Origin of the sequence: Escherichia sp. F1 (genome assembly GCF_046764225.1) — a bacterium.
In the GTDB taxonomy this organism is placed as follows: Bacteria; Pseudomonadota; Gammaproteobacteria; order Enterobacterales; family Enterobacteriaceae; genus Escherichia; species Escherichia coli.
This window is the reverse complement of sequence record NZ_CP177202.1, coordinates 2933664-2955605: the sequence shown is the minus strand read 5'-3', so window position 1 is coordinate 2955605 and position 21942 is coordinate 2933664. Positions and strand designations below refer to the sequence as shown.

Genomic DNA, 21942 nt, shown 5'->3' with positions numbered 1-21942 from the left:
GTATTAAATGCGTTTAATTGTGGTGAGCATCATGGTGACCTTGCTGAGTGGCTGTGGCAGCATTATTAGTCGCACTATACCGGGGCAGGGGCATGGCAACCAATATTATCCCGGTGTGCAATGGGATGTGCGTGACTCCGCCTGGCGTTATGTCACGATCCTTGATCTGCCATTCTCCCTGGTTTTTGATACTTTACTGCTGCCGATCGACATTCATCATGGCCCGTATGAGTGATTAACGTTCATCCCACTCATCAGCTGCTGCGCGTCCTTCCTCGGTATCCAGCGGTGGCTCAAGCTGAAATTCCCCCTCGTCCCATTCATGTAATGTATTCTCTTCTTGCCACTCCTGGCGGATCTCTATCTCATCATAGTCGCCGTCAAAGACACTTTGCGCGGCTTCACCGCTAAGCATAGGTAAACATTCACCTTCTTCCCCTTCGTCGGCAAAAAACTCAACTTGCCACATGATGTCGCCGTCCTGCAAAACGTATTTTTGGGCATTGAACTGTTGCACATTCGCATCTTCGGCGTCGATGCCGGGGTTGTCTGCAAGAAATTCTTCGCGTGCAGCGTCAATGGCTTCTTCAAGCGTTGCGTACATGGTCATCACGATTCTCCCTTTGAGTTGATGAGGTTTCAGGGAAAAGGATAGCTGATTCTCCGCTTTTGCAAGTATGAAAGGCGAAAAATCAGTTCGATACCTGGGGTATTCGACGACGACGTAGACTGTTCCATGAATAGACTGCGTTGAATAACACTACGCCAGCGGTGACGAGAAATACCGCTCTGAAACCGTAGTTCGCTGAAATCGCGGCTCCCATCAATGGTCCGGTAACGTTTCCAATATCACGAAACGACTGGTTATAGCTGAAGATACGCCCGGCGATTTGGTTGCTCGAGTTGTAAACCAACAGTGTTTGTACGGCGGGGAGTAGTGCACCATCGGCGGCACCGAGCAAAAAACGTAAAATCCCAAGTTGTAATGGCGTCTGAACGTAAGACATTGGGATCAATAGCAGTACAGAAAAGATCAGCGCCGTAATCAGGATCTTTTCGGGTCCGATTCGATCGCCAAGTTTGCCGAGTCGTGGTGCACTCAGCAGAGCCGCCACGCCTGGCACCGAGGCGATCATGCCACTGATAAAGGCGACGTTACTGACGTTACCCGCCAGTTCGCGGACATACAGCGTCAGAATGGGGGCAATTGAGCCCGTCGCCACCTGGATGATTAACGTAGTGACAAACAGGCTGAGTACCAGTTTCGGGTTTTTAAGTGATGTCACCACTTCCCGCATGTGCAGCATCTCTTTTTTGCTGACCGGCTGGAATTTTTCTCTGATGCAAAACAGGGTGACGAAAAAGCAGAGTATGAGCACACTGGCGGTAATAAAGAATACCGGACGTAAGCCGTAGCTATCAGCGAGCAGGCCGCCAGCCATTGGGCCGAGCAACGCACCGCTAACGCCGCCTGTGGAAAGCGTCCCCAGCGCCCAGCCGCTTTTATTACGCGGTACTTGTGTGGCGATAAGAGCATTAGCGTTGGGGACAAATCCGCCAAGTAACCCAAGAAGCGCCCGCAGGATCAAAAACTGCCAGATATTTTGTGCCAGCCCCATCAACACCATCACGATGCCCATGCCGAGGGCAGAGCGTAATAGCATGAGTTTTCGGCCTTTACGATCGGCTAGTCCACCCCAAAACGGTGAGGCGATGGCCGAAAATAAAAATGTAATGCTGAAGACAATACCGGACCACATATTCAGGGCGGAGTGACCGGTAACGCCAAGCTGCTCAACGTAGAGGGGTAAGAAGGGCATTACCAGACTGAAGGCGGCACCGGTAAGAAAACAGCCTAGCCAGGCGACGATCAGGTTTCGTTTCCAGTTTATAGGGGTGTCATTTTCACAGGGTGACATAGCAATCCGCTGTTGGTGCGCCAGGCGCGGTGAACATAAGAAGAAAAGATAAGCACACTAATTATGCGCCCGACTTCCAGGGGGCGCAATCCAGAGAGCTTTTATCGCTAAATCAGGGGGATTTGCTGTGGTAATGCCGGATACCCTTCTGAAGCATCCGGCATGGGAGATTTAATAGCGTGAAGGAACGCCTTCCGGGCGTGTTTTAAAGCGACGGTGTAACCACATATACTGCTCTGGTGCCATCATGATGCATTTTTCGACCACTTTGTTCATCCACGCGGCGGTAGTTTCGGCATCATCCAGCGGCGGAGAACACTCTGGCGGCAGCATAATCAACTGATACCCTTTGCCATCTGGCTTACGGCGTGGAACGAAGGGCACCAGACATGCGCCGGACATCCGTGCCAGCATCCAGGTTCCGGTCGTGGTCGCAGCCTGCTCAACGGCAAACAACGGGACGAAAACGCTTGAGCGCGGGCCGTAATCATGATCCGGTGCGTACCAGACCACTTCGCCTTTTTTCAGGGCTTTAATCATGCCTTTTAAATCTTTGCGGTCGAGCATCGATTTATTTGAGCGCAAACGGCCCCAGGTTTGTAGCCAGTCAATCAGTGGATTATCGTTCGGGCGGTAAACGCCAATCCCCGGTTCCTGCATACCAAACTGCCGCGCACCCAGCTCCAGTGTCAGAAAATGGATGCCAACTAACAGGATGCCGCGTTTTTGCGCCTGCACGTCACGAATGTGTTCCATGCCGATCACTTCCGTCCAGCGGGCGATTCTGCGGTCCGGCCAGAACCACGCCATGCCAGTTTCCATCAGTCCCATGCCAACGGATTCGAAATTCTTCACCACCATTTTACGGCGTTCTTGTTCGCTCATTTCCGGGAAGCACAGTTCCAGGTTGCGATGCACAATTTTTGCGCGTCGTTTCATAAAACGTAACGCCAGTTTTCCTAATCCACAACCGAGGCGGTAGATAACCGGGTAGGGCAATTGCACGACTAACCAAAGTACGCCAATACCCAACCAGGTTAACCAATAACGCGGATGAAGCAGTGCGGTGGAGAACTTGGGTAGATTCGTCATATCAATCCTGTTTTTCAACCTATACGGGCAATTGTATGTATTGTCGCATTTTTTCGCCCGCAACCAAAATTTGTGGCTGAAGACTGGGCGAAATTGCCGCGCTTGTAAATAACAAATAATTTTTAATGCGCAAATGTAGCGTAAAATGTGTGGATGTTAATTATCGATAATTGCTATATCATGCCGCGGATTTTTACTTTCCCATCTCGCAGGAACCGTACACCATGCCAGTGTTACACAACCGCATTTCCAACGACGCGTTAAAAGCCAAAATGTTGGCTGAGAGCGAACAGCGAACCACCATTTCGTTTTATAAGTATTTCCACATCGCCGATCCTAAGGCGACCCGTGACGCTTTATATCAGCTGTTTACCGCGCTGAATGTTTTTGGGCGAGTGTATCTGGCGCATGAGGGTGTTAACGCGCAAATCAGCGTACCTGCGAGCAATGTTGAAACATTTCGCGCACAGCTCTATGCCTTCGACCCGGCTTTAGAGGGCTTACGCCTGAATATCGCGTTGGATGATGACGGGAAATCCTTCTGGGTTCTGCGCATGAAGGTACGCGATCGCATTGTTGCCGACGGTATTGACGATCCTCACTTTGATGCCAGCAATGTGGGTGAGTATCTGCAAGCGGCGGAAGTGAACGCCATGCTTGACGATCCCGATGCATTGTTTATCGACATGCGTAACCACTATGAGTATGAAGTGGGGCACTTTGAAAACGCGCTGGAAATTCCGGCAGATACCTTCCGTGAGCAGCTGCCAAAAGCAGTCGAGATGATGCAGGCACATAAAGATAAAAAAATCGTTATGTACTGCACCGGTGGCATTCGTTGTGAAAAGGCCAGTGCTTGGATGAAACATAACGGATTCAATAAAGTCTGGCATATCGAGGGCGGAATTATTGAATACGCCCGCAAGGCGCGCGAGCAGGGTTTACCGGTACGTTTTATTGGCAAAAATTTTGTTTTTGACGAGCGGATGGGCGAACGTATATCTGATGAGATTATCGCGCATTGCCACCAGTGCGGTGCGCCGTGCGACAGCCATACCAACTGTAAAAATGATGGCTGCCACCTGCTGTTTATTCAGTGTCCAGTATGTGCGGAAAAATACAAAGGTTGTTGTAGTGAGATTTGCTGCGAAGAAAGCGCGTTACCGCCTGAAGAACAGCGACGCCGTCGGGCAGGACGTGAAAATGGCAATAAGATCTTTAATAAGTCTCGTGGACGTCTGAATACAACACTGGGCATTCCTGATCCAACAGAATAAATATCATTGCCGGATGCGTGTCATCCGGCAACATTTCACTCTTACTTCTGCTGTACGCCTTCCACTGAAATAATCAGATCCACTTCCTGAGAAGCTGGACCTAAATCTGTTTTGATATTGAAGTCCTTGAGCTTAATTTTGCCTTCGGCCTCGAAGCCTGCACGTTTACCACCCCACGGGTCGTCGCCTTGACCAATTAATTTCGATTCCAGCGTGACGGGTTTGGTTACGCCATTCAGCGTCAGATCGCCGGTAATATCCAGTTCGTCACCGTCTTTCTTCACGCTGGTGGAGGTGAATGTTGCCTGTGGATATTTTGCGGTATTGAGGAAATCTGCACTGCGAAGATGTTTATCGCGTTCGGCGTGATTAGTATCGACGCTGGTGGTGTTAATTGTCACATTCACTTTATCGGCAGCTGGATTTTTTTCATCAAAGGTAAAAGTACCGTCGAAATCTTTAAAGGTGCCATATAACCAGCTATAGCCAAGATGCTGGATGCGGAAGTTAACAAAGGCGTGCTGACCTTCTTTGTCAATTTTGTAATCGGCGGCAACCGCTGAACCGGCAGAGAACATCAGGGAAGCGAAGGTTAAACCAAGCAGGCTTTTTTTCATTTTTTATACTCCATAGTCAGATGACGACTTTCCCAGCATGCGCTTCAGAGTGTCGTCTTTATCGATGAAATGATGCTTCAGGGCCATAAATCCATGCATAACGGACAGTACTACGACGCTCCACGCGAGCCAAAAATGCAGGGCACCGGCAAAGTCAGCCTGTGCGCCAGCGTCGGCGAGGGTCGCGGGGACGTCAAACCAGCCAAAAACGCTGATCGGTTTACCATCGGCAGTTGAGATCAGATAGCCGCTGATGCCGATGGCGAACAGCAATAAGTACAATGCGAGATGTCCAGCCTTTGCGCCAAGACGAGTCATGGGCGAATAACTCTGCAGCGGACCCGGCGGTGGAGATATGACGCGCCACAGAACGCGAATAACCAGCCCCATCATTAACAAAATGCCGATGCTTTTATGCACTTCGGGTGCTTTGTGATACCAGCCATCGTAATAACTGAGCGTGACCATCCACAGACCTAAAGCAAACATGCCGTAGACAATAATTGCGCTTAGCCAATGTAAGGCCGCAGATATAACACCATAGCGTTCAGGGGTATTTGTGAATGACATAAGTGCATCCAAAACGAATTTGCGAGAGAAAGAAAATGGCGTGTCGGAGAATGAAATGCAACACAAAAATAACAAATTGAATGATATTTATTTTTATTTCAATAATTTTGAATTAATAATGAAAGAATCTTCATAAGTTTAGTGGATTCAGCATTTGGAAGGTCTGGTGAGTGCTGTAGAGGCAGGAAGAATCTCATTCAATTTTTCACGCTAAATGAAAGGGAGATTAAATATTTGTCAGTTTATGTCAGTACGGAAAACTAAAAATAAAACACATAGATCAGATCCATAATTGCCAACAATCCCCAGAGAAAAAGATAAAGCATCAGATGCTCGCGAATATTATTGATGAGATAGTGCAACAGCCGACGCATTAAATACTCCTGTAAAAACGGCCTCATTCTGGAGGCCGTAATGATGATTATTGGAAGCGGGAAAGCCTGAATGGCGTCAAATCAAAATCGTTTTTTTTGTCTTGCGCAAAATCGGCAGCTATTTCCCCTAAAACTGACGCAAATTTAAAACCGTGCCCGCTCAGACCGGTAATGAGCAGTGTATTATCGTGGCCGGGTAGAGTATCGATAATAAAATCTTCGTCAGGCGAATTATCATAGGTGCAGGCAGCGCCGTACAGGCAGCAACCGATACCCGGCAAGACATTGCGCAAGAACGGGAAGGCTTCCGAACCATCGCTGACCACTTCCGCAAACGGAACACGTTCATCCGCTGAATGGATAACCTGGCCTCCGTTATGTTTGCCAATCTTCAACGCGTCGTTTTCTGCCGGAAAACCATAATATTGATCGCCATTGGGCAGTTCACCGGTAAACGCCGGGAATTTATTCTTCACGCTATAGCGACCATCGGCCTGATACCAGGCAAATACTTTGCGTACGGGCTGGACAGGCAGCTCCGGGAGCAGGTCTTTTACCCATGTTCCCGCGCAGACAATCGCTTTTTTCGCCTGATACTCACCGTCAGCCGTTTCAATAGTTACGCCATCATCGTCATGACGAATTGCGGTGACCGGGCAGTTGAACAGCTGCGCACAGCCCGCTTCCTTCGCCAGTTGGATCCAGGTTTTAATCGCCAGTTCGCTGCGCAAAAAACCGGAATCAGTCTCAAATAAGCCGATGTAGTTGTCCGGGACGCGTATTTCCGGCCAGCGGGCCATAATCCCTTGCTCATCGAGCTTTTCAACGTTGAGTTGCCATTGTTCGGCGCTGTGGGCGACGTTGGCGAGAAATGTGGAATCAGCCGGGCCAAGGTTAATGACGCCAGAGCGTACAAAAATGGGATCTTCTTCGTTGTGGCGGGAGAGTTCATCCCACAGCGTTTGCGCGCGGAGAACCAGCGGGACATACTTTTCGCCTTCACCATAAGCATGGCGAATTAATCGCGTATCGCCGTGGTGGCTGCCGTGTTGATGCGGTGGCATATGGGCGTCGGTCATTAGCACGTTTAAACCGGCGCGGGTTGCATAATACCCGGCGGCAGCGCCTACGGAACCGCTGCCAATAATGATGAGATCGTATTTCATTTTTTTCTCTCTGCTCTCATGGTTTAAGCAGAGTAATTAACTGAATGCAGATATACAACCCAGAAATGGTAAAGGCACCGGTGAGGTGCCTTTTGGGTGGATGGTCATGTCATGTTAATGACGCCGATACTCGTTTACCGGGAAATCACCGGATTCAATTTTGGCGATTCCTGCTTCTAATATCGAAATAAATTGTCTGGCAACATCAGTGGTTAACCAGAGCGTCTGACCAACTTCAGTCCCTTCCTGCTCGGACTTATTTGGGGTCTGGTAGTGCAAACGCAACATCAGCGCATCATAGCTATCAACGGTGCTGATGTCCCACCCTACGAGCGGATGAGTCTGAATGACTTCATTATTTTTTTCCATCATGGCCCCCTAATTCGTGTTACTAGACAACGTTATTCGAGGTTCAATGCGTTTTTATCTGAAGCAACTTCAGTATACCAATAAGTAAGGGTATTCACCGAATTTTTAAAGGGGGGAACAGATAAATTTTTGCTTTTAAGATTTATATGAACAATAAAACAGCATGTCATTCATATTTTTTTAGCATATTGTGCAATTATTTTGAGGAAGTGTAGAAATTTTGTACTCGAAATTTGTAAGTAATATAAAAAAGCCGGGGCGACCCGGCAAAAACAAAAATCACTGCATATTATTCGCTGACAAACCAGTCATCGGCGCTTTCCCACGTTTCCTGGAGAATTTCGCTAATGCGCTGTTTATCTTCTTTTGTCGCGCCAATAACCGATAAATTATTCGCTGCGGCATAACGTACCGATACGTGGCCTTCATTATCAGGAAACGCATACTGAATACGGCGGGAAAGTTCGCCAGCCAGGGCGTCAATAGCCCCAGCTGGCAATGGAGAAGTTTTCGCTATGGTGACTTCAATTCGCATAATAGCCCCCTGTTGAATATACTGGTTATTTATACAGGTAAAATAACCTAATGACAACAGGAAGCTACGATTTTTATTGTTTAACGGACCAGCGTACCGTTTCCCCAGCGAGGAATGGCACCAGGGTGTCATCAGTCAGTGCGATGCTTTCAGCAACCTGTTGCTCTTCACGTACCAGTTCGATGAATGTGTCGTTGACCGGCAACCCGTAGAACTGCGGGCCGTTTACAGAACAGAATGCTTCAAAGTGCTGCAGAGCATTCATCTCTTCAAAGACGGTAGCGTAACTGCCCAGCGCGGTTGGGGCATTGAAGCAGCCCGCGCAGCCGCAGCTACTCTCTTTGCGATGACGTGCATGCGGCGCAGAATCCGTACCGAGGAATACGCGATTAAAACCGCTGGCGACCAGTTCACGTAATGCCTGTTGGTGGATATTGCGTTTGAGGATGGGTAGACAATACAGATGCGGACGCACGCCACCAACCAGCATATGGTTGCGGTTAAACATCAGATGCTGCGGAGTGATGGTGGCAGCCAGCCGTTCATTTCCGTCACGGACATAGTCGGCAGCGTCTTTGGTGGTGATGTGCTCAAAAACGACTTTCAGCGCGGTCAGGCGCTGGCGCAGCGGTTCCATCACGCTTTCTATAAAGCGCGCTTCACGATCAAAAATGTCGACATCTGCATGTGTTACTTCACCATGCACCAGTAGCGGCATACCGATTTTTTCCATGCGCTCAAGTACCGGCATGATTGCGTCAACTGACGTAACGCCGTGGCTGGAGTTAGTGGTTGCGTTTGCCGGGTAAAGTTTTGCAGCGGTGAACACGCCTTCGTTAAATCCGCGCTCCAGCTCATTAGGGTCTAGTGAATCTGTCAAATAACAGGTCATCAGCGGGGTGAAATCGTGCCCGGCAGGTACGGCGTCAAGAATACGCTGGCGATACGCCAGGGCGGCCCCAACGCTGGTCACGGGCGGAGCCAGATTGGGCATTACGATAGCCCGTCCATAAATTTCGCTGGTATACGGCACGACAGTTTTTAACATGTCGCCATCGCGGAGGTGAAGGTGCCAGTCGTCTGGGCGGCGGATCTTTAATACCTGGGATGGTGCAGTCATTAATCTCTATGCTCCGGCTGAAGGGATGTTTTTGCCGGACACAAAGGATAAGCGGAAACGTTTTCCTTTGCACGAAAAATAAAGGGCGCGAATGCGCCCTCGTGATTAATCAGTAAACGGAATGACAATTTCGCCTGGCTTCACTTCAATGCCTTTCGCCAGTTTCTTCGCCATTGCTTCGCCCTGGCTGCCATCTTCGCGCAGGACGTAAGCAGGTTGCTGGTTAAAGTAATTGCGTAATGCCTGGTTCAAATAGGGGAGCAACGTTTGCATCACCGTTTGCATTTTTTCCGGTTGTACCGTCGCATCGACCACTTCCATCTCTTTCAGGAAGATCGCACCTTTTTCTTTATCAAACACGGGCAGCGCTTTCAGCTTCAGTTTCATGGTCGCTTTCTGGCTACCGAACAGGGAGTTCATGTCCAGATTGGCGCCTCCGGTTAGGGTAACCTTATTCGGCTCTTCGCGACCAATTTGGCTGGTCAGGTTTGTCAGAACAATATGGGCGTCAGCCACGCCGGGTAAACCGATATCTTTTGAGAAATTATTATGTTTCGCAAGCGACTGGTTAATTTCTTGTTCGGTGATGGTGTATTGGGTGAGTTGATTACAGCCAACGAGCAGGCCACTGACGATCAATGCAGCGGCAAATAAAAACTTGTTCATGGTAGTCCTCGACATGAAATCTGCGTCAATATCCTGACACAACGCAGCATGTGTCACCAGCGATAAACGCGCCAGCAGAAAAAACTGAAAACGGCGGCAACCCGCGAATACAGGCTGCCGCGGCGGGTCAGGATTAAATCGCCATTGATGATAACAAATTGATTTGTGTCTGTTTCGCCATATTATCGCGGTAATCAGCAACGCGGCTTGGCCAGTTGATTCCGGCTACCAGCGTCAGATTACGCAGTAGCGGAAATAGCTGAATATCATCTTCTGAAAGTTCGCCATTCACGGCGTTCGGTTTGACGATCAGTTTGTCCAGCGCACGTAAATCATCGCTGATATTCTTAATCAGACCGTCAGAGTGGGCCAGCAGGTCGGCAAAATTACCCGCGCTGGCCTCTTTCTTGTCGACGAAATATTTGCGCGCGGCGGGAGTAGAAAACTCATCAAATGCCGATTTGGCAAAACGCGGCAACAGCAGTTTGTTGGCGTAGCCATTGACCTTGCGCAGCCACTCTTCAATGGCAGGGGAACGTTTGCCGGTCAGTAACGGTTTGCCGTCGAGTTTATCGACATAGTGAACGATGTCCATGCTTTCTGGCATATAGCGGCTGTCATCTTTTTGCAGAATGGGAACCTGTTTTTGACCGACCATCCGGGTGGGTGTTTCTGCGTCGTCGTTGAGCAGAACATGTAATTCGACGGGGATATTTTTCAGGCCGAAAATCATGCGGGCTTTGAGGCAGTAAGGGCAGTGATCGTAAATGTATAGCTTCACGTGACTCCTCCATTTGGCTGTCAGTTCACTTTCAGTATGGAGGAGTCAGGGGGGAGTATCAAATCAGGCGTCGCGTTCCAGCAAACGACGCGCGGCGCGTTTCTGACTAAACTGCCAACCCAGCGCAAGGAAAGTGAAGATGCCAATAATGCCCAGCATCATCCACGGAAGCTCTGGCTGGTGCGTCGATTTGCCCAGGTCAAACAGCCAGCCGCCACCGATGTAACCAATAGCGCCGCCAATCGCCAGACCCAGACGGCTAAACCCCATATAGCTGCCGCGAGCTCTTGCGTCCGCCAGCGAAGCACTTAAGGTTTCACGCGCAGGCTCGGCAATGATCGACCCGATATAAAACAGACAAATTAGGGTGAAAAGTTGTTGCAGGCCGCTGACCATGCCCACCGGCATCATGCTTAATGACATTATCAACAGCCCAGCCATCAACCGGTGTTCCAGACGAAAATACTTTTCACTCAAGCGGGCGATAGGATAGAGCAACGTTAACGACAGACACGCTTCAATGGCATACATCCATTTAACGGCAGAGGGCGCGCCCGCCACGTCGTTGACCATAATTGGCAGCATCAGCATCACTTGTACAGCCAGCATGTAGTAACCCGCCAGTGTCAGGACATAGGTGACAAAACGCTTGTCGCGCATCACGCGGGTCATGCCTTCGCGAACGGGCGTGCGTACGGTGGAGAGTTTCCATGCCGGTAACAACCACGCATTGAACGCTGCACACAGCACAAACAAAACTGCCCCTGTGGCGCAGACCAGGCGAAAGTCGTATTGCAACAGCCAGCTACCCAACAATGCGCCAATGACCGCACCGGCACTGTCCTGCATCATCAACAGCGAGAAAAAACGACCACGCTGTTGTGGACGGATTAGTTTCACCACCAGCGCCGAACGCGGCGGATCAAACAACGTGCCGCCGAGTCCCGAGAGCAGGCATGAAAACCACAGTAGCCACGGTTCGTGGGCGATACCCATTGTGGCGAATCCGGCGGCACGCATCAGCATACCGGTAACAATCATCGGTTTGGCACCAAAGCGGTCGGCAATTGCTCCGCCGAAAATACCCAGACCTTGCTGAATAAACTGGCGTAGGCCGAGGGCAATACCGACCATGACGGCGGCCCAGCCCATTTGATCAACGAAGCGGATAGAGATCAGCGGGAAGACAACAAAGAAACCCAGCACGACCAGCATATTATCGATGAGCAGGAAATATTTACCCAGGTTCCTCGCCTGCGACACGCGGGACATTTCCCCTCCCGGGAAATAAAAGATGAGCACTTTCTATTCTGCATTGCCGCTAAGACTTTTCCCATCACTTCGGGGACAATATTTTTTTATCAAAACGTCGCTTTGATAGAGAGTTTTTATCAAATATGTGAATAATGCAGAAAATGGCATTCTGGACTTTTCACAGGGTCTGGTTGCGCAGGTATAGTAATACTTACAGCGTATTAAAGACGTTACGGGAAGGAGTAGGTATAGAATGTTTGGCTATCGCAGTAACGTGCCAAAAGTGCGCTTAACCACAGACCGACTGGTCGTGCGTCTGGTGCATGATCGTGATGCCTGGCGTCTTGCGGATTATTACGCAGAGAATCGCCATTTCCTCAAGCCCTGGGAGCCAGTGCGCGACGAAAGCCACTGTTATCCATCAGGCTGGCAGGCCAGGCTAGGGATGATTAACGAATTTCATAAACAAGGTTCAGCTTTCTACTTTGGCTTATTCGACCCGGACGAAAAAGAGATTATTGGCGTTGCCAATTTTTCCAATGTTGTTCGTGGCTCTTTTCATGCCTGCTATCTCGGTTATTCGATTGGGCAAAAATGGCAGGGCAAAGGACTCATGTTTGAAGCCCTGACCGCAGCCATTCGTTATATGCAGCGCACCCAACATATTCATCGCATTATGGCTAATTATATGCCGCACAATAAACGCAGCGGTGATTTACTGGCGCGACTGGGTTTTGAAAAAGAAGGCTATGCGAAAGACTATCTGTTGATTGATGGACAATGGCGCGATCACGTACTGACGGCATTAACTACCCCAGACTGGACGCCCGGCCGCTAAGGAGAATCTCATGAAATATCAACTTACTGCCCTTGAAGCTCGCGTGATTGGTTGCTTGCTGGAAAAGCAGGTGACCACGCCGGAGCAATACCCGCTCTCAGTCAATGGTGTAGTCACGGCCTGTAATCAGAAAACGAACCGTGAACCGGTCATGAATCTGAGTGAATCCGAAGTGCAGGAACAGCTGGATAATCTGGTCAAACGTCATTATCTACGCACAGTGAGCGGTTTTGGTAATCGGGTCACCAAATATGAGCAACGTTTTTGTAATTCAGAATTTGGCGATCTGAAACTGAGCGCCGCAGAAGTGGCGTTAATCACCACGTTGTTATTGCGTGGTGCCCAGACGCCGGGTGAACTGCGCAGCCGCGCCGCGCGAATGTATGAATTCAGCGATATGGCGGAAGTGGAGTCGACGCTGGAACAACTGGCAAATCGCGAAGATGGTCCTTTTGTGGTGCGTCTGGCCCGCGAACCGGGTAAACGTGAAAGCCGCTACATGCATCTTTTCAGTGGTGAGGTTGAAGATCAGCCGGCGGTAACGGATACGTCGAACGCGGTTGACGGTGATTTACAGGCCCGCGTCGAAGCTCTGGAAATCGAAGTGGCAGAACTGAAACAGCGTCTTGATTCGTTGCTGGCCCATCTGGGAGATTAAAGTGAAAAAATTACGTATCGGCGTAGTGGGGTTAGGCGGCATCGCGCAAAAGGCGTGGTTACCGGTGCTGGCGGCAGCGTCTGACTGGACGTTACAAGGTGCGTGGTCGCCTACGCGCGCGAAAGCCTTGCCAATTTGTGAAAGCTGGCGCATTCCTTATGCCGATTCGTTATCCAGCCTTGCCGCCAGTTGCGATGCGGTTTTTGTGCATTCCAGCACCGCCAGCCACTTTGACGTGGTCAGTACGTTACTCAATGCGGGGGTACATGTCTGTGTCGATAAACCGCTGGCAGAAAATCTGCGCGATGCTGAACGGCTGGTGGAACTTGCGGCACGGAAAAAACTGACGTTGATGGTCGGTTTTAACCGTCGTTTCGCACCACTCTACGGTGAGTTAAAAACGCAACTCGCCACCGCAGCCTCGCTAAGAATGGATAAACATCGTAGCAATAGCGTCGGGCCACACGATCTTTATTTCACGTTGCTGGATGATTATCTGCATGTGGTGGATACCGCGCTGTGGTTGTCGGGCGGTAAAGCCTCTCTGGATGGCGGTACGCTACTGACTAATGACGCTGGCGAAATGCTGTTTGCCGAGCACCATTTTTCGGCCGGTCCTTTGCAGATCACCACCTGTATGCATCGCCGTGCCGGAAGTCAGCGTGAAACCGTGCAGGCCGTGACTGACGGTGCGCTCATCGACATTACAGATATGCGCGAATGGCGTGAGGAGCGTGGGCAGGGCGTAGTGCATAAACCGATTCCTGGTTGGCAGAGTACGCTTGAGCAACGTGGATTTGTCGGCTGTGCGCGGCACTTCATTGAATGCGTGCAAAATCAGACAGTTCCGCAAACCGCCGGCGAACAGGCTGTGCTGGCGCAACGTATCGTTGACAAGATCTGGCGCGATGCGATGAGTGAATAAACCCTGTAACATCTGGCGGTAGCAATTCACCATAATCCAGGTAGACTATTCGCCTCTTTCAGCGCCTGCCTTGCAGGCGTTTTGCCCGTGGGTCTGGATTAGAACACCGATGAATTTATTAAAATCGCTGGCCGCCGTCAGCTCGATGACCATGTTTTCGCGTGTGCTTGGCTTCGCACGTGACGCAATTGTCGCCAGAATCTTTGGCGCAGGGATGGCAACCGACGCCTTTTTCGTCGCTTTTAAACTTCCTAACTTGTTACGCCGTATCTTTGCCGAAGGGGCATTTTCCCAGGCATTTGTACCGATTCTGGCGGAATATAAAAGTAAGCAGGGTGAAGACGCCACGCGGGTCTTTGTCTCTTATGTTTCTGGCCTGCTGACACTTGCGCTGGCGGTTGTGACGGTCGCTGGCATGCTCGCCGCACCGTGGGTGATCATGGTGACCGCGCCAGGCTTCGCTGACACAGCTGACAAATTTGCCCTGACCAGCCAGCTACTAAAGATTACCTTTCCCTATATCTTGCTGATCTCCCTGGCGTCGCTGGTGGGAGCGATTCTGAATACGTGGAACCGCTTCTCGATTCCGGCGTTTGCTCCAACACTGCTTAACATCAGCATGATTGGTTTCGCGCTGTTTGCCGCACCGTACTTTAACCCACCGGTGCTGGCGCTGGCGTGGGCTGTTACGGTCGGCGGCGTCCTGCAGCTGGTGTATCAGCTACCGCACCTGAAGAAGATCGGCATGCTGGTCCTGCCGCGCATTAACTTCCACGATGCCGGAGCAATGCGCGTGGTGAAACAGATGGGACCGGCGATCCTTGGCGTCTCTGTGAGTCAGATCTCCTTAATCATCAACACCATTTTTGCCTCGTTTCTTGCTTCCGGTTCGGTGTCTTGGATGTATTACGCCGACCGCTTAATGGAGTTTCCGTCCGGTGTACTGGGCGTGGCGCTTGGCACCATTTTGCTGCCGTCGCTGTCGAAAAGTTTTGCCAGTGGCAATCATGATGAATACAACCGTTTGATGGACTGGGGGCTGCGTCTTTGTTTCCTGTTGGCGCTGCCGAGTGCGGTTGCGTTGGGCATTCTTTCAGGTCCGTTAACCGTTTCGCTGTTCCAGTACGGTAAATTTACCGCCTTTGATGCGCTGATGACCCAGCGGGCGTTAATTGCCTACTCGGTGGGTTTGATTGGCCTGATTGTAGTGAAAGTGTTGGCTCCTGGCTTTTATTCCCGCCAGGACATTAAAACGCCAGTGAAAATTGCCATCGTTACGCTGATTTTAACGCAATTGATGAACCTGGCGTTTATCGGTCCGTTGAAACATGCCGGGCTGTCACTTTCTATTGGTCTGGCGGCGTGTCTGAATGCTTCGCTGCTTTACTGGCAGTTGCGTAAGCAGAAAATCTTTACCCCGCAACCTGGCTGGATGGCGTTTCTGTTGCGTCTGGTAGTGGCGGTACTGGTGATGTCGGGCGTGCTTTTAGGTATGTTACATATCATGCCGGAGTGGTCATTGGGTACCATGCCCTGGCGCTTACTGCGTTTAATGGCGGTCGTGCTGGCGGGGATTGCTGCGTACTTTGCTGCACTGGCGGTACTGGGCTTCAAAGTTAAAGAGTTTGCCCGCCGGACGGTGTAACAATGTATTCCGGCCTGCAGTGCAGGCCGGAGATAATCTTCAGATCGAAATCTTTTTACTGCCGCGATGGGTTGTTGAGGTCTGACCGTTCGCTCCATATAGCGTCGGTTCCTGATGCGGTTTCAACATTTCCAACGCCTGTTGATTACGCTCAATCTGTCCTTCCAGTAACCAGCCGTTATGTTGATTCATTTGGCGTAGTTGCTGCGTTTTCACAGTAATTTCCTGCCAGCGTTGACTAATATCAACGCTATTTGCTGTATTGGGTTCTTTCCTGCGTAACTGTTCGAGGTAATCCAGCGTCGCCAGCAGTGAGCTTTTTTGTTCTGTAATCCATTGCAACTGGCTGCCGTTGATCTGCCCCATAGAGAGATGTTGCTGCTCTTGATCCATTACCGTTTTGAGATCGTTAAGCACAGCGGACATTTGGTCGAGGATCTCTGCAAGACGCGTCATACGATCAGTTACTCTGCAAGTCTTGCTGCGCTTCGTTGATCAGCGCATCGGCAATTTTGCCGGTGTCCATTTTTAGTTCACCGTTACGAATTGCCAGTTTTAACGCTTCGACACGTTCAAGATTGATATCACTGCTGCCGGGTTGCATCAGTTTTGCTTGCGCGTCGCTTAACGTCACACTGGTGCTGGTGGGGGCGGTTGTTTTTGCCGCCCGGGTGTTCGTTACCAGCGCGTCAGTGGTTTCGCGCGGTTGAACGGTGCTTACGGGCTTCAGAGGCGAAGTGCGATCAATACTCATGGTTTATTCCTCATTGAGGGCGCTTTTATCATGTGTTGCTTATTTATCGGCAAGGGACGGGTAATCTTTAACAGCTTACAGGTTTATAAGAATATTCCCATCTGCATCAACAACGCCGCTGACCACCTGTCCCGATACCATGCGCACCCGCGCATTCTGTGCGACGGCAGCATTGTTCAGCGCCTGACCTTCTGCGTTGGCGCTAAACCCATCACCGCTGGCGATCACGTTGACGCGTTGTCCCGCTTTTACCCGCCATGCCTGGCGAAACTGGGTTAACTGGATAGGTTGATCGGGTGATAGATCGCGCAGGCTAACGGCATCAACAAGTTGATTGATATCCAGCACCGTACGCGGTGGCAAGGTGTCCAGCCGTCCGCGTTTCAGTTTGACATTGCCAGCTTCCAGCTTTCCTCCCCGCACAATGGGCATTGCGGCAACCACATAATTTCCTGTGGCCTGCACATTAACCTGTAAATATCGTTTGTCGTTACCGCAGCGTGCCAACACATTCACATTGCCCCACAGGCGGGAATTATTGCTCATCGAAAGCAATGGCTGCTCGCACGGCGGTAGTAGATTGGGCGCTGTACGAATAGAAACACGAACCTCATCACTTACCCCCGCGAGCTGGGCGCTAAAAAAGGTGTGCAATTGCGATGTGAGATTGCTCGCCGCACTTAACGGACTGAACAGTATCGCGATGATCGCCACGCTACGTTTTATTGCCAGCATTCTCGCCCCCCAGCCATTTCTACAACGTGAATTGTACCTGTCCGCAATGACCATCAACGGCATAAATAGCGACCCATTTTGCGTTTATTCCGCCGATAACGCGCGCGTAAAGGCATTTAAGCTGATGGCAGAATTTTGATACCTGCGGAGGAGATATGCTCGATAAGCTCGACGCCGCCTTACGTTTTCAACAAGAGGCGCTCAATCTGCGCGCCCAGCGTCAGGAAGTGCTGGCAGCAAACATCGCCAATGCCGATACCCCTGGTTATCAGGCTCGCGATATCGATTTTGCCAGTGAACTTAAAAAAGTCATGCAACGTGGACGGGATGCAACAAGCGTGGTTGCACTGACGATGACCTCAACGCAACACATTCCGGCGCAGGCGCTGACGCCTCCTACCGCAGAACTGCAATACCGTATTCCGGACCAGCCTTCGCTTGACGGTAATACCGTCGATATGGATCGCGAACGCACCCAGTTTGCCGATAACAGCCTGCAATACCAGATGAGCCTTAGCGCGTTGAGCGGGCAAATCAAAGGCATGATGAACGTTTTACAGAGTGGAAATTAACGGATGGCACTGCTGAATATTTTTGATATCGCCGGTTCGGCGTTAACTGCCCAGTCCCAGCGCCTGAACGTGGCGGCCAGTAATCTGGCGAATGCTGATAGCGTGACCGGTCCCGATGGACAGCCATATCGGGCAAAACAGGTGGTATTTCAGGTTAACGCTGCACCAGGTGCTGCGACAGGCGGCGTAAAGGTGGCCGATGTTATAGAAAGTCAGGCCCCGGACAAACTGGTTTATGAACCGGGTAATCCGCTGGCGGATGCAAAGGGCTACGTGAAAATGCCAAACGTTGATGTCGTCGGGGAGATGGTTAACACCATGTCGGCATCACGCAGCTATCAGGCCAATGTTGAAGTGCTCAACACGGTGAAAAGCATGATGCTGAAAACCCTTACGCTCGGTCAATAAAGGAGAAAGCTATGTCCATTGCGGTAACCACCACCGATCCGACAAATACCGGCGTCAGCACCACCAGTAGTAGTTCGCTCACGGGCAGCAACGCCGCAGATTTACAAAGCAGTTTTCTGACTTTGTTGGTGGCGCAGCTGAAAAACCAGGACCCGACCAATCCAATGGAAAACAACGAGCTGACGTCGCAACTGGCACAAATCAGCACGGTCAGCGGGATTGAAAAACTCAATACCACGCTCGGATCTATTTCCGGACAGATTGATAACAGCCAGTCGTTACAGGCCAGTAACCTGATCGGTCACGGCGTGATGATCCCCGGCACCACTGTTCTTGCGGGAACAGGCAGTGAAGAAGGGGCTGTGACCACGACCACGCCGTTTGGTGTTGAGCTGCAACAGGCGGCAGACAAAGTTACGGCCACCATCACCGATAAAAACGGTGCGGTTGTCCGTACCATTGATATCGGTGAACTGACCGCCGGAGTCCACAGTTTCACCTGGGACGGTACGTTGACTGACGGCAGCACTGCGCCGAACGGTTCTTACAACGTAGCGATTAGCGCCAGTAACGGTGGTACACAACTGGTTGCCCAGCCGCTGCAGTTTGCTCTGGTGCAGGGTGTGATCCGCGGCAACAACGGTAATACGCTGGATCTCGGCACTTACGGCACCACCACCCTCGACGAAGTACGGCAGATAATTTAAGCCTTCACATTTCAGGAGTCAGTCATGGCCTTTTCTCAAGCGGTTAGCGGATTAAACGCTGCCGCCACCAACCTCGATGTTATTGGCAACAATATCGCCAACTCCGCCACCTACGGCTTTAAATCAGGCACGGCCTCTTTTGCCGATATGTTTGCCGGTTCGAAAGTGGGACTGGGGGTAAAAGTTGCCGGTATCACCCAGGACTTTACCGATGGCACGACCACCAACACCGGGCGTGGTCTGGACGTTGCTATCAGCCAGAACGGTTTTTTCCGTCTGGTGGACAGCAACGGTTCGGTGTTCTACAGCCGTAACGGACAATTTAAGCTGGATGAAAACCGTAACCTGGTGAATATGCAAGGTTTACAGCTGACGGGTTACCCGGCAACCGGTACGCCGCCGACTATTCAGCAAGGGGCGAATCCGACCAATATTTCGATTCCGAATACCCTGATGGCAGCGAAAACTACCACCACGGCGTCGATGCAGATCAACCTGAATTCCAGTGATCCGCTTCCCTCTGTTAACGCATTTGATGCCAGCAATGCGGATAGCTATAACAAAAAAGGTTCGGTGACTGTTTTCGACAGTCAGGGTAATGCTCATGACATGAGCGTGTATTTTGTGAAGACCGGGGATAATAACTGGCAGGTCTACACCCAGGATAGCAGTGATCCAACAGGCACAGCTGAGCCTGCAATGACGCTGGTGTTTAATGCCAATGGCGTTCTGACCTCAAATCCAACAGAGAATATTACTACTGGCGCAATTAACGGCGCAGAACCCGCCACGTTTAGCCTGAGCTTCCTCAACTCCATGCAGCAAAATACCGGCGCTAACAACATTGTGGCAACCACCCAGAATGGCTACAAACCGGGCGATCTGGTGAGTTATCAAATCAATGATGACGGTACGGTTGTCGGCAACTATTCCAACGAACAAACCCAACTGCTGGGGCAGATTGTACTGGCGAACTTTGCCAACAACGAAGGTCTGGCATCCGAAGGCGACAACGTCTGGTCTGCGACGCAATCTTCTGGCGTGGCGCTGTTGGGGACAGCCGGGACGGGCAACTTTGGCACCCTGACCAACGGTGCGCTGGAAGCGTCCAACGTCGATCTCAGTAAAGAACTGGTCAATATGATCGTTGCCCAGCGTAACTATCAGTCTAACGCCCAGACCATCAAAACCCAGGACCAGATCCTCAACACGCTGGTTAACTTACGCTAATCGCTGACGGGATAGCTCAATGGATCACGCAATTTATACCGCGATGGGAGCAGCCAGCCAGACGTTGAATCAACAGGCGGTAACCGCCAGTAATCTGGCCAATGCCTCTACGCCCGGTTTTCGCGCGCAGTTAAACGCCTTGCGCGCAGTGCCGGTGGAAGGGCTTTCACTGCCCACGCGCACGCTGGTAACGGCGTCAACGCCGGGTGCAGACATGACGCCCGGCAAGATGGATTACACCTCGCGCCCGCTGGACGTTGCGTTGCAGCAGGATGGCTGGCTGGCCGTGCAGACCGCTGACGGCAGCGAAGGGTATACGCGTAATGGCAGCATTCAGGTTGATCCCACCGGGCAACTGACAATTCAGGGGCATCCGGTGATAGGCGAGGCGGGGCCAATTGCTGTGCCGGAAGGGGCGGAAATCACTATTGCTGCCGATGGCACAATCTCGGCGCTGAATCCGGGCGATCCGGCAAATACGGTTGCGCCAGTGGGGCGTCTGAAGCTGGTGAAAGCCACGGGCAGCGAAGTCCAGCGCGGTGACGATGGCATTTTTCGTTTAAGCGCAGAAAGCCAGGCTACGCGTGGGCCGGTACTGCAGGCAGATCCAACCTTGCGTGTGATGTCGGGTGTTCTGGAAGGCAGTAACGTCAATGCCGTTGCGGCAATGAGCGACATGATTGCCAGCGCGCGGCGTTTTGAAATGCAGATGAAGGTGATCAGCAGCGTCGATGATAACGCAGGCCGTGCCAACCAACTGCTGTCGATGAGTTAATTAAACGATTGATGACATTGCAATAAAAGCGCGCGGACTATTCTCTCGCCCATTTTGGGAGAGGTTAGGGTGAGGGGAAATTCGCACCGTCGCGTGCTTCTGCTCTGCTTGTCACTAATCCACTACAGGACATTTTATGATCAGTTCATTATGGATCGCCAAAACGGGCCTGGATGCCCAGCAAACCAATATGGACGTCATTGCCAACAACCTGGCAAACGTCAGTACCAACGGTTTTAAGCGTCAGCGCGCGGTATTTGAAGATCTGCTTTATCAAACCATTCGCCAGCCCGGTGCTCAGTCTTCCGAACAAACGACCTTACCTTCCGGGTTACAAATCGGCACGGGGGTGCGTCCGGTTGCTACTGAGCGCTTACACAGTCAGGGCAATCTGTCGCAGACCAACAATAGCAAAGATGTCGCGATTAAAGGGCAGGGCTTTTTCCAGGTGATGTTGCCAGATGGCTCATCAGCCTATACCCGTGACGGCTCTTTCCAGGTGGATCAGAACGGGCAGCTGGTGACGGCAGGTGGTTTTCAGGTGCAGCCAGCGATCACCATTCCGGCGAATGCGCTAAGTATCACCATCGGTCGTGATGGCGTGGTCAGCGTAACCCAACAAGGCCAGGCAGCTCCGGTTCAGGTTGGGCAGCTCAATCTCACCACCTTTATGAATGACACCGGACTGGAGAGCATTGGCGAAAACCTCTACACCGAAACGCAATCCTCCGGTGCACCGAACGAAAGCACGCCGGGCCTGAACGGCGCGGGACTGCTGTATCAAGGGTATGTTGAAACGTCTAACGTCAACGTGGCGGAAGAACTGGTCAATATGATTCAGGTGCAACGCGCTTACGAAATCAACAGTAAAGCGGTATCCACCACCGATCAGATGCTGCAAAAACTGACGCAACTCTAAGGCATAACCGGTGGCAGATTCACCGGTTTACTGATT

28 protein-coding genes are annotated in these 21942 nt (G+C 51.2%); 12 read left to right on the top strand and 16 right to left on the bottom strand.

Features of this window, described 5'->3' with window-relative positions; translation table 11 throughout:
- The first annotated feature begins 7 nt into the window (after positions 1 to 7).
- Positions 8 to 235: a YceK/YidQ family lipoprotein gene (locus tag ACK8NJ_RS14480; RefSeq protein WP_001237205.1), complete on the top strand. Its 228-nt coding sequence runs from the start codon at positions 8 to 10 to the stop codon at positions 233 to 235.
- On the opposite strand, the gene ACK8NJ_RS14475 is transcribed toward ACK8NJ_RS14480, so the two are convergent.
- From ACK8NJ_RS14475 to lpxL, 3 genes are all read right to left on the bottom strand, one after another.
- A complete protein-coding gene (locus ACK8NJ_RS14475) occupies positions 236 to 610 on the bottom strand; it encodes a MysB family protein (RefSeq protein WP_000180056.1) in 375 nt (124 codons plus the stop codon).
- An 82-nt stretch (positions 611 to 692) separates the two neighbouring features.
- Positions 693 to 1919 carry a multidrug efflux MFS transporter MdtG gene (gene mdtG / locus ACK8NJ_RS14470; protein WP_000074172.1) on the bottom strand — a complete coding sequence of 409 codons (1227 nt, stop codon included), beginning with the start codon at positions 1917 to 1919 and terminating at the stop codon, positions 693 to 695.
- Between the two features lie 171 nt (positions 1920 to 2090).
- Positions 2091 to 3011, bottom strand: a complete 921-nt coding sequence (lpxL, locus tag ACK8NJ_RS14465) for a kdo(2)-lipid IV(A) lauroyltransferase (RefSeq protein WP_000183364.1) — start codon at positions 3009 to 3011, stop codon at positions 2091 to 2093.
- 224 nt (positions 3012 to 3235) lie between these two features.
- Here lpxL and ACK8NJ_RS14460 point away from each other — a divergent pair, with 224 nt between their 5' ends.
- Positions 3236 to 4288: a rhodanese-related sulfurtransferase gene (locus tag ACK8NJ_RS14460; protein WP_328180689.1), complete on the top strand. Its 1053-nt coding sequence runs from the start codon at positions 3236 to 3238 to the stop codon at positions 4286 to 4288.
- Positions 4289 to 4329: 41 nt separating this feature from the next.
- On the opposite strand, the gene ACK8NJ_RS14455 is transcribed toward ACK8NJ_RS14460, so the two are convergent.
- The 10 genes from ACK8NJ_RS14455 to mdtH form a co-directional block, all read right to left on the bottom strand.
- Complete coding sequence (locus ACK8NJ_RS14455; protein ID WP_411961738.1) at positions 4330 to 4905, bottom strand: YceI family protein; 576 nt, start codon at positions 4903 to 4905, stop codon at positions 4330 to 4332.
- A 3-nt stretch (positions 4906 to 4908) separates the two neighbouring features.
- Complete coding sequence (locus ACK8NJ_RS14450) at positions 4909 to 5475, bottom strand: cytochrome b (RefSeq protein ID WP_000011129.1); 567 nt, start codon at positions 5473 to 5475, stop codon at positions 4909 to 4911.
- Between the two features lie 260 nt (positions 5476 to 5735).
- The gene (locus ACK8NJ_RS14445) at positions 5736 to 5849 is read right to left on the bottom strand and encodes a YceO family protein (RefSeq protein ID WP_001253418.1); all 114 of its coding nucleotides are present in this window, start codon (positions 5847 to 5849) and stop codon (positions 5736 to 5738) included.
- Between the two features lie 47 nt (positions 5850 to 5896).
- On the bottom strand, positions 5897 to 7015 hold the full coding sequence (solA, locus tag ACK8NJ_RS14440) for an N-methyl-L-tryptophan oxidase (RefSeq protein ID WP_411961737.1): 1119 nt from the start codon (positions 7013 to 7015) through the stop codon (positions 5897 to 5899).
- A gap of 114 nt (positions 7016 to 7129) precedes the next feature.
- Positions 7130 to 7384 carry a biofilm formation regulator BssS gene (gene bssS / locus ACK8NJ_RS14435; RefSeq protein ID WP_000414437.1) on the bottom strand — a complete coding sequence of 85 codons (255 nt, stop codon included), beginning with the start codon at positions 7382 to 7384 and terminating at the stop codon, positions 7130 to 7132.
- Between the two features lie 289 nt (positions 7385 to 7673).
- Positions 7674 to 7919, bottom strand: a complete 246-nt coding sequence (dinI, locus tag ACK8NJ_RS14430) for a DNA damage-inducible protein I (RefSeq protein WP_001217754.1) — start codon at positions 7917 to 7919, stop codon at positions 7674 to 7676.
- Positions 7920 to 7992: 73 nt separating this feature from the next.
- On the bottom strand, positions 7993 to 9039 hold the full coding sequence (gene pyrC, locus ACK8NJ_RS14425; RefSeq protein WP_328180690.1) for a dihydroorotase: 1047 nt from the start codon (positions 9037 to 9039) through the stop codon (positions 7993 to 7995).
- 105 nt (positions 9040 to 9144) lie between these two features.
- Positions 9145 to 9705 carry a lipoprotein gene (locus ACK8NJ_RS14420; protein WP_328180691.1) on the bottom strand — a complete coding sequence of 187 codons (561 nt, stop codon included), beginning with the start codon at positions 9703 to 9705 and terminating at the stop codon, positions 9145 to 9147.
- A 133-nt stretch (positions 9706 to 9838) separates the two neighbouring features.
- Positions 9839 to 10486, bottom strand: coding sequence for a glutaredoxin 2 (gene grxB, locus ACK8NJ_RS14415; RefSeq protein WP_000780912.1), 648 nt, complete (start codon positions 10484 to 10486; stop codon positions 9839 to 9841).
- A gap of 63 nt (positions 10487 to 10549) precedes the next feature.
- Positions 10550 to 11758 (bottom strand): multidrug efflux MFS transporter MdtH, encoded by a 1209-nt coding sequence (gene mdtH / locus ACK8NJ_RS14410; RefSeq protein WP_256270086.1) that lies wholly within the window; start codon positions 11756 to 11758, stop codon positions 10550 to 10552.
- Between the two features lie 235 nt (positions 11759 to 11993).
- Between mdtH and rimJ the strand changes: the two genes are divergently transcribed.
- From rimJ to murJ, 4 genes are all read left to right on the top strand, one after another.
- A complete protein-coding gene (rimJ, locus tag ACK8NJ_RS14405) occupies positions 11994 to 12578 on the top strand; it encodes a ribosomal protein S5-alanine N-acetyltransferase (RefSeq protein WP_000468186.1) in 585 nt (194 codons plus the stop codon).
- Between the two features lie 10 nt (positions 12579 to 12588).
- On the top strand, positions 12589 to 13236 hold the full coding sequence (locus ACK8NJ_RS14400) for a YceH family protein (protein WP_000877119.1): 648 nt from the start codon (positions 12589 to 12591) through the stop codon (positions 13234 to 13236).
- Position 13237: 1 nt separating this feature from the next.
- A complete protein-coding gene (locus ACK8NJ_RS14395; protein ID WP_000736158.1) occupies positions 13238 to 14161 on the top strand; it encodes a Gfo/Idh/MocA family protein in 924 nt (307 codons plus the stop codon).
- A 109-nt stretch (positions 14162 to 14270) separates the two neighbouring features.
- Complete coding sequence (gene murJ / locus ACK8NJ_RS14390) at positions 14271 to 15806, top strand: murein biosynthesis integral membrane protein MurJ (protein WP_001050683.1); 1536 nt, start codon at positions 14271 to 14273, stop codon at positions 15804 to 15806.
- A 39-nt stretch (positions 15807 to 15845) separates the two neighbouring features.
- Here murJ and flgN read toward each other — a convergent pair whose 3' ends face one another.
- From flgN to flgA, 3 genes are all read right to left on the bottom strand, one after another.
- Positions 15846 to 16262, bottom strand: coding sequence for a flagella biosynthesis chaperone FlgN (flgN, locus tag ACK8NJ_RS14385; RefSeq protein ID WP_021577328.1), 417 nt, complete (start codon positions 16260 to 16262; stop codon positions 15846 to 15848).
- A gap of 4 nt (positions 16263 to 16266) precedes the next feature.
- On the bottom strand, positions 16267 to 16560 hold the full coding sequence (flgM, locus tag ACK8NJ_RS14380; RefSeq protein ID WP_134317539.1) for a flagellar biosynthesis anti-sigma factor FlgM: 294 nt from the start codon (positions 16558 to 16560) through the stop codon (positions 16267 to 16269).
- Positions 16561 to 16635: 75 nt separating this feature from the next.
- On the bottom strand, positions 16636 to 17295 hold the full coding sequence (flgA, locus tag ACK8NJ_RS14375) for a flagellar basal body P-ring formation chaperone FlgA (protein ID WP_000879689.1): 660 nt from the start codon (positions 17293 to 17295) through the stop codon (positions 16636 to 16638).
- Between the two features lie 155 nt (positions 17296 to 17450).
- Between flgA and flgB the strand changes: the two genes are divergently transcribed.
- The 6 genes from flgB to flgG all read left to right on the top strand — a co-directional run bounded on the left by flgB (position 17451) and on the right by flgG (position 21906).
- Positions 17451 to 17867 carry a flagellar basal body rod protein FlgB gene (flgB, locus tag ACK8NJ_RS14370; RefSeq protein ID WP_000884702.1) on the top strand — a complete coding sequence of 139 codons (417 nt, stop codon included), beginning with the start codon at positions 17451 to 17453 and terminating at the stop codon, positions 17865 to 17867.
- A gap of 3 nt (positions 17868 to 17870) precedes the next feature.
- Positions 17871 to 18275 (top strand): flagellar basal body rod protein FlgC, encoded by a 405-nt coding sequence (gene flgC, locus ACK8NJ_RS14365; RefSeq protein WP_001196460.1) that lies wholly within the window; start codon positions 17871 to 17873, stop codon positions 18273 to 18275.
- 11 nt (positions 18276 to 18286) lie between these two features.
- Entirely contained in the window at positions 18287 to 18982 is a 696-nt protein-coding gene (gene flgD / locus ACK8NJ_RS14360; protein WP_000020484.1) for a flagellar hook assembly protein FlgD, read from the top strand.
- Between the two features lie 24 nt (positions 18983 to 19006).
- The gene (gene flgE, locus ACK8NJ_RS14355; protein WP_229989061.1) at positions 19007 to 20212 is read left to right on the top strand and encodes a flagellar hook protein FlgE; all 1206 of its coding nucleotides are present in this window, start codon (positions 19007 to 19009) and stop codon (positions 20210 to 20212) included.
- 19 nt (positions 20213 to 20231) lie between these two features.
- Positions 20232 to 20987 carry a flagellar basal-body rod protein FlgF gene (gene flgF / locus ACK8NJ_RS14350; RefSeq protein WP_000349311.1) on the top strand — a complete coding sequence of 252 codons (756 nt, stop codon included), beginning with the start codon at positions 20232 to 20234 and terminating at the stop codon, positions 20985 to 20987.
- 136 nt (positions 20988 to 21123) lie between these two features.
- Positions 21124 to 21906, top strand: a complete 783-nt coding sequence (flgG, locus tag ACK8NJ_RS14345) for a flagellar basal-body rod protein FlgG (RefSeq protein ID WP_000625837.1) — start codon at positions 21124 to 21126, stop codon at positions 21904 to 21906.
- The last annotated feature ends 36 nt before the right edge of the window (positions 21907 to 21942 follow it).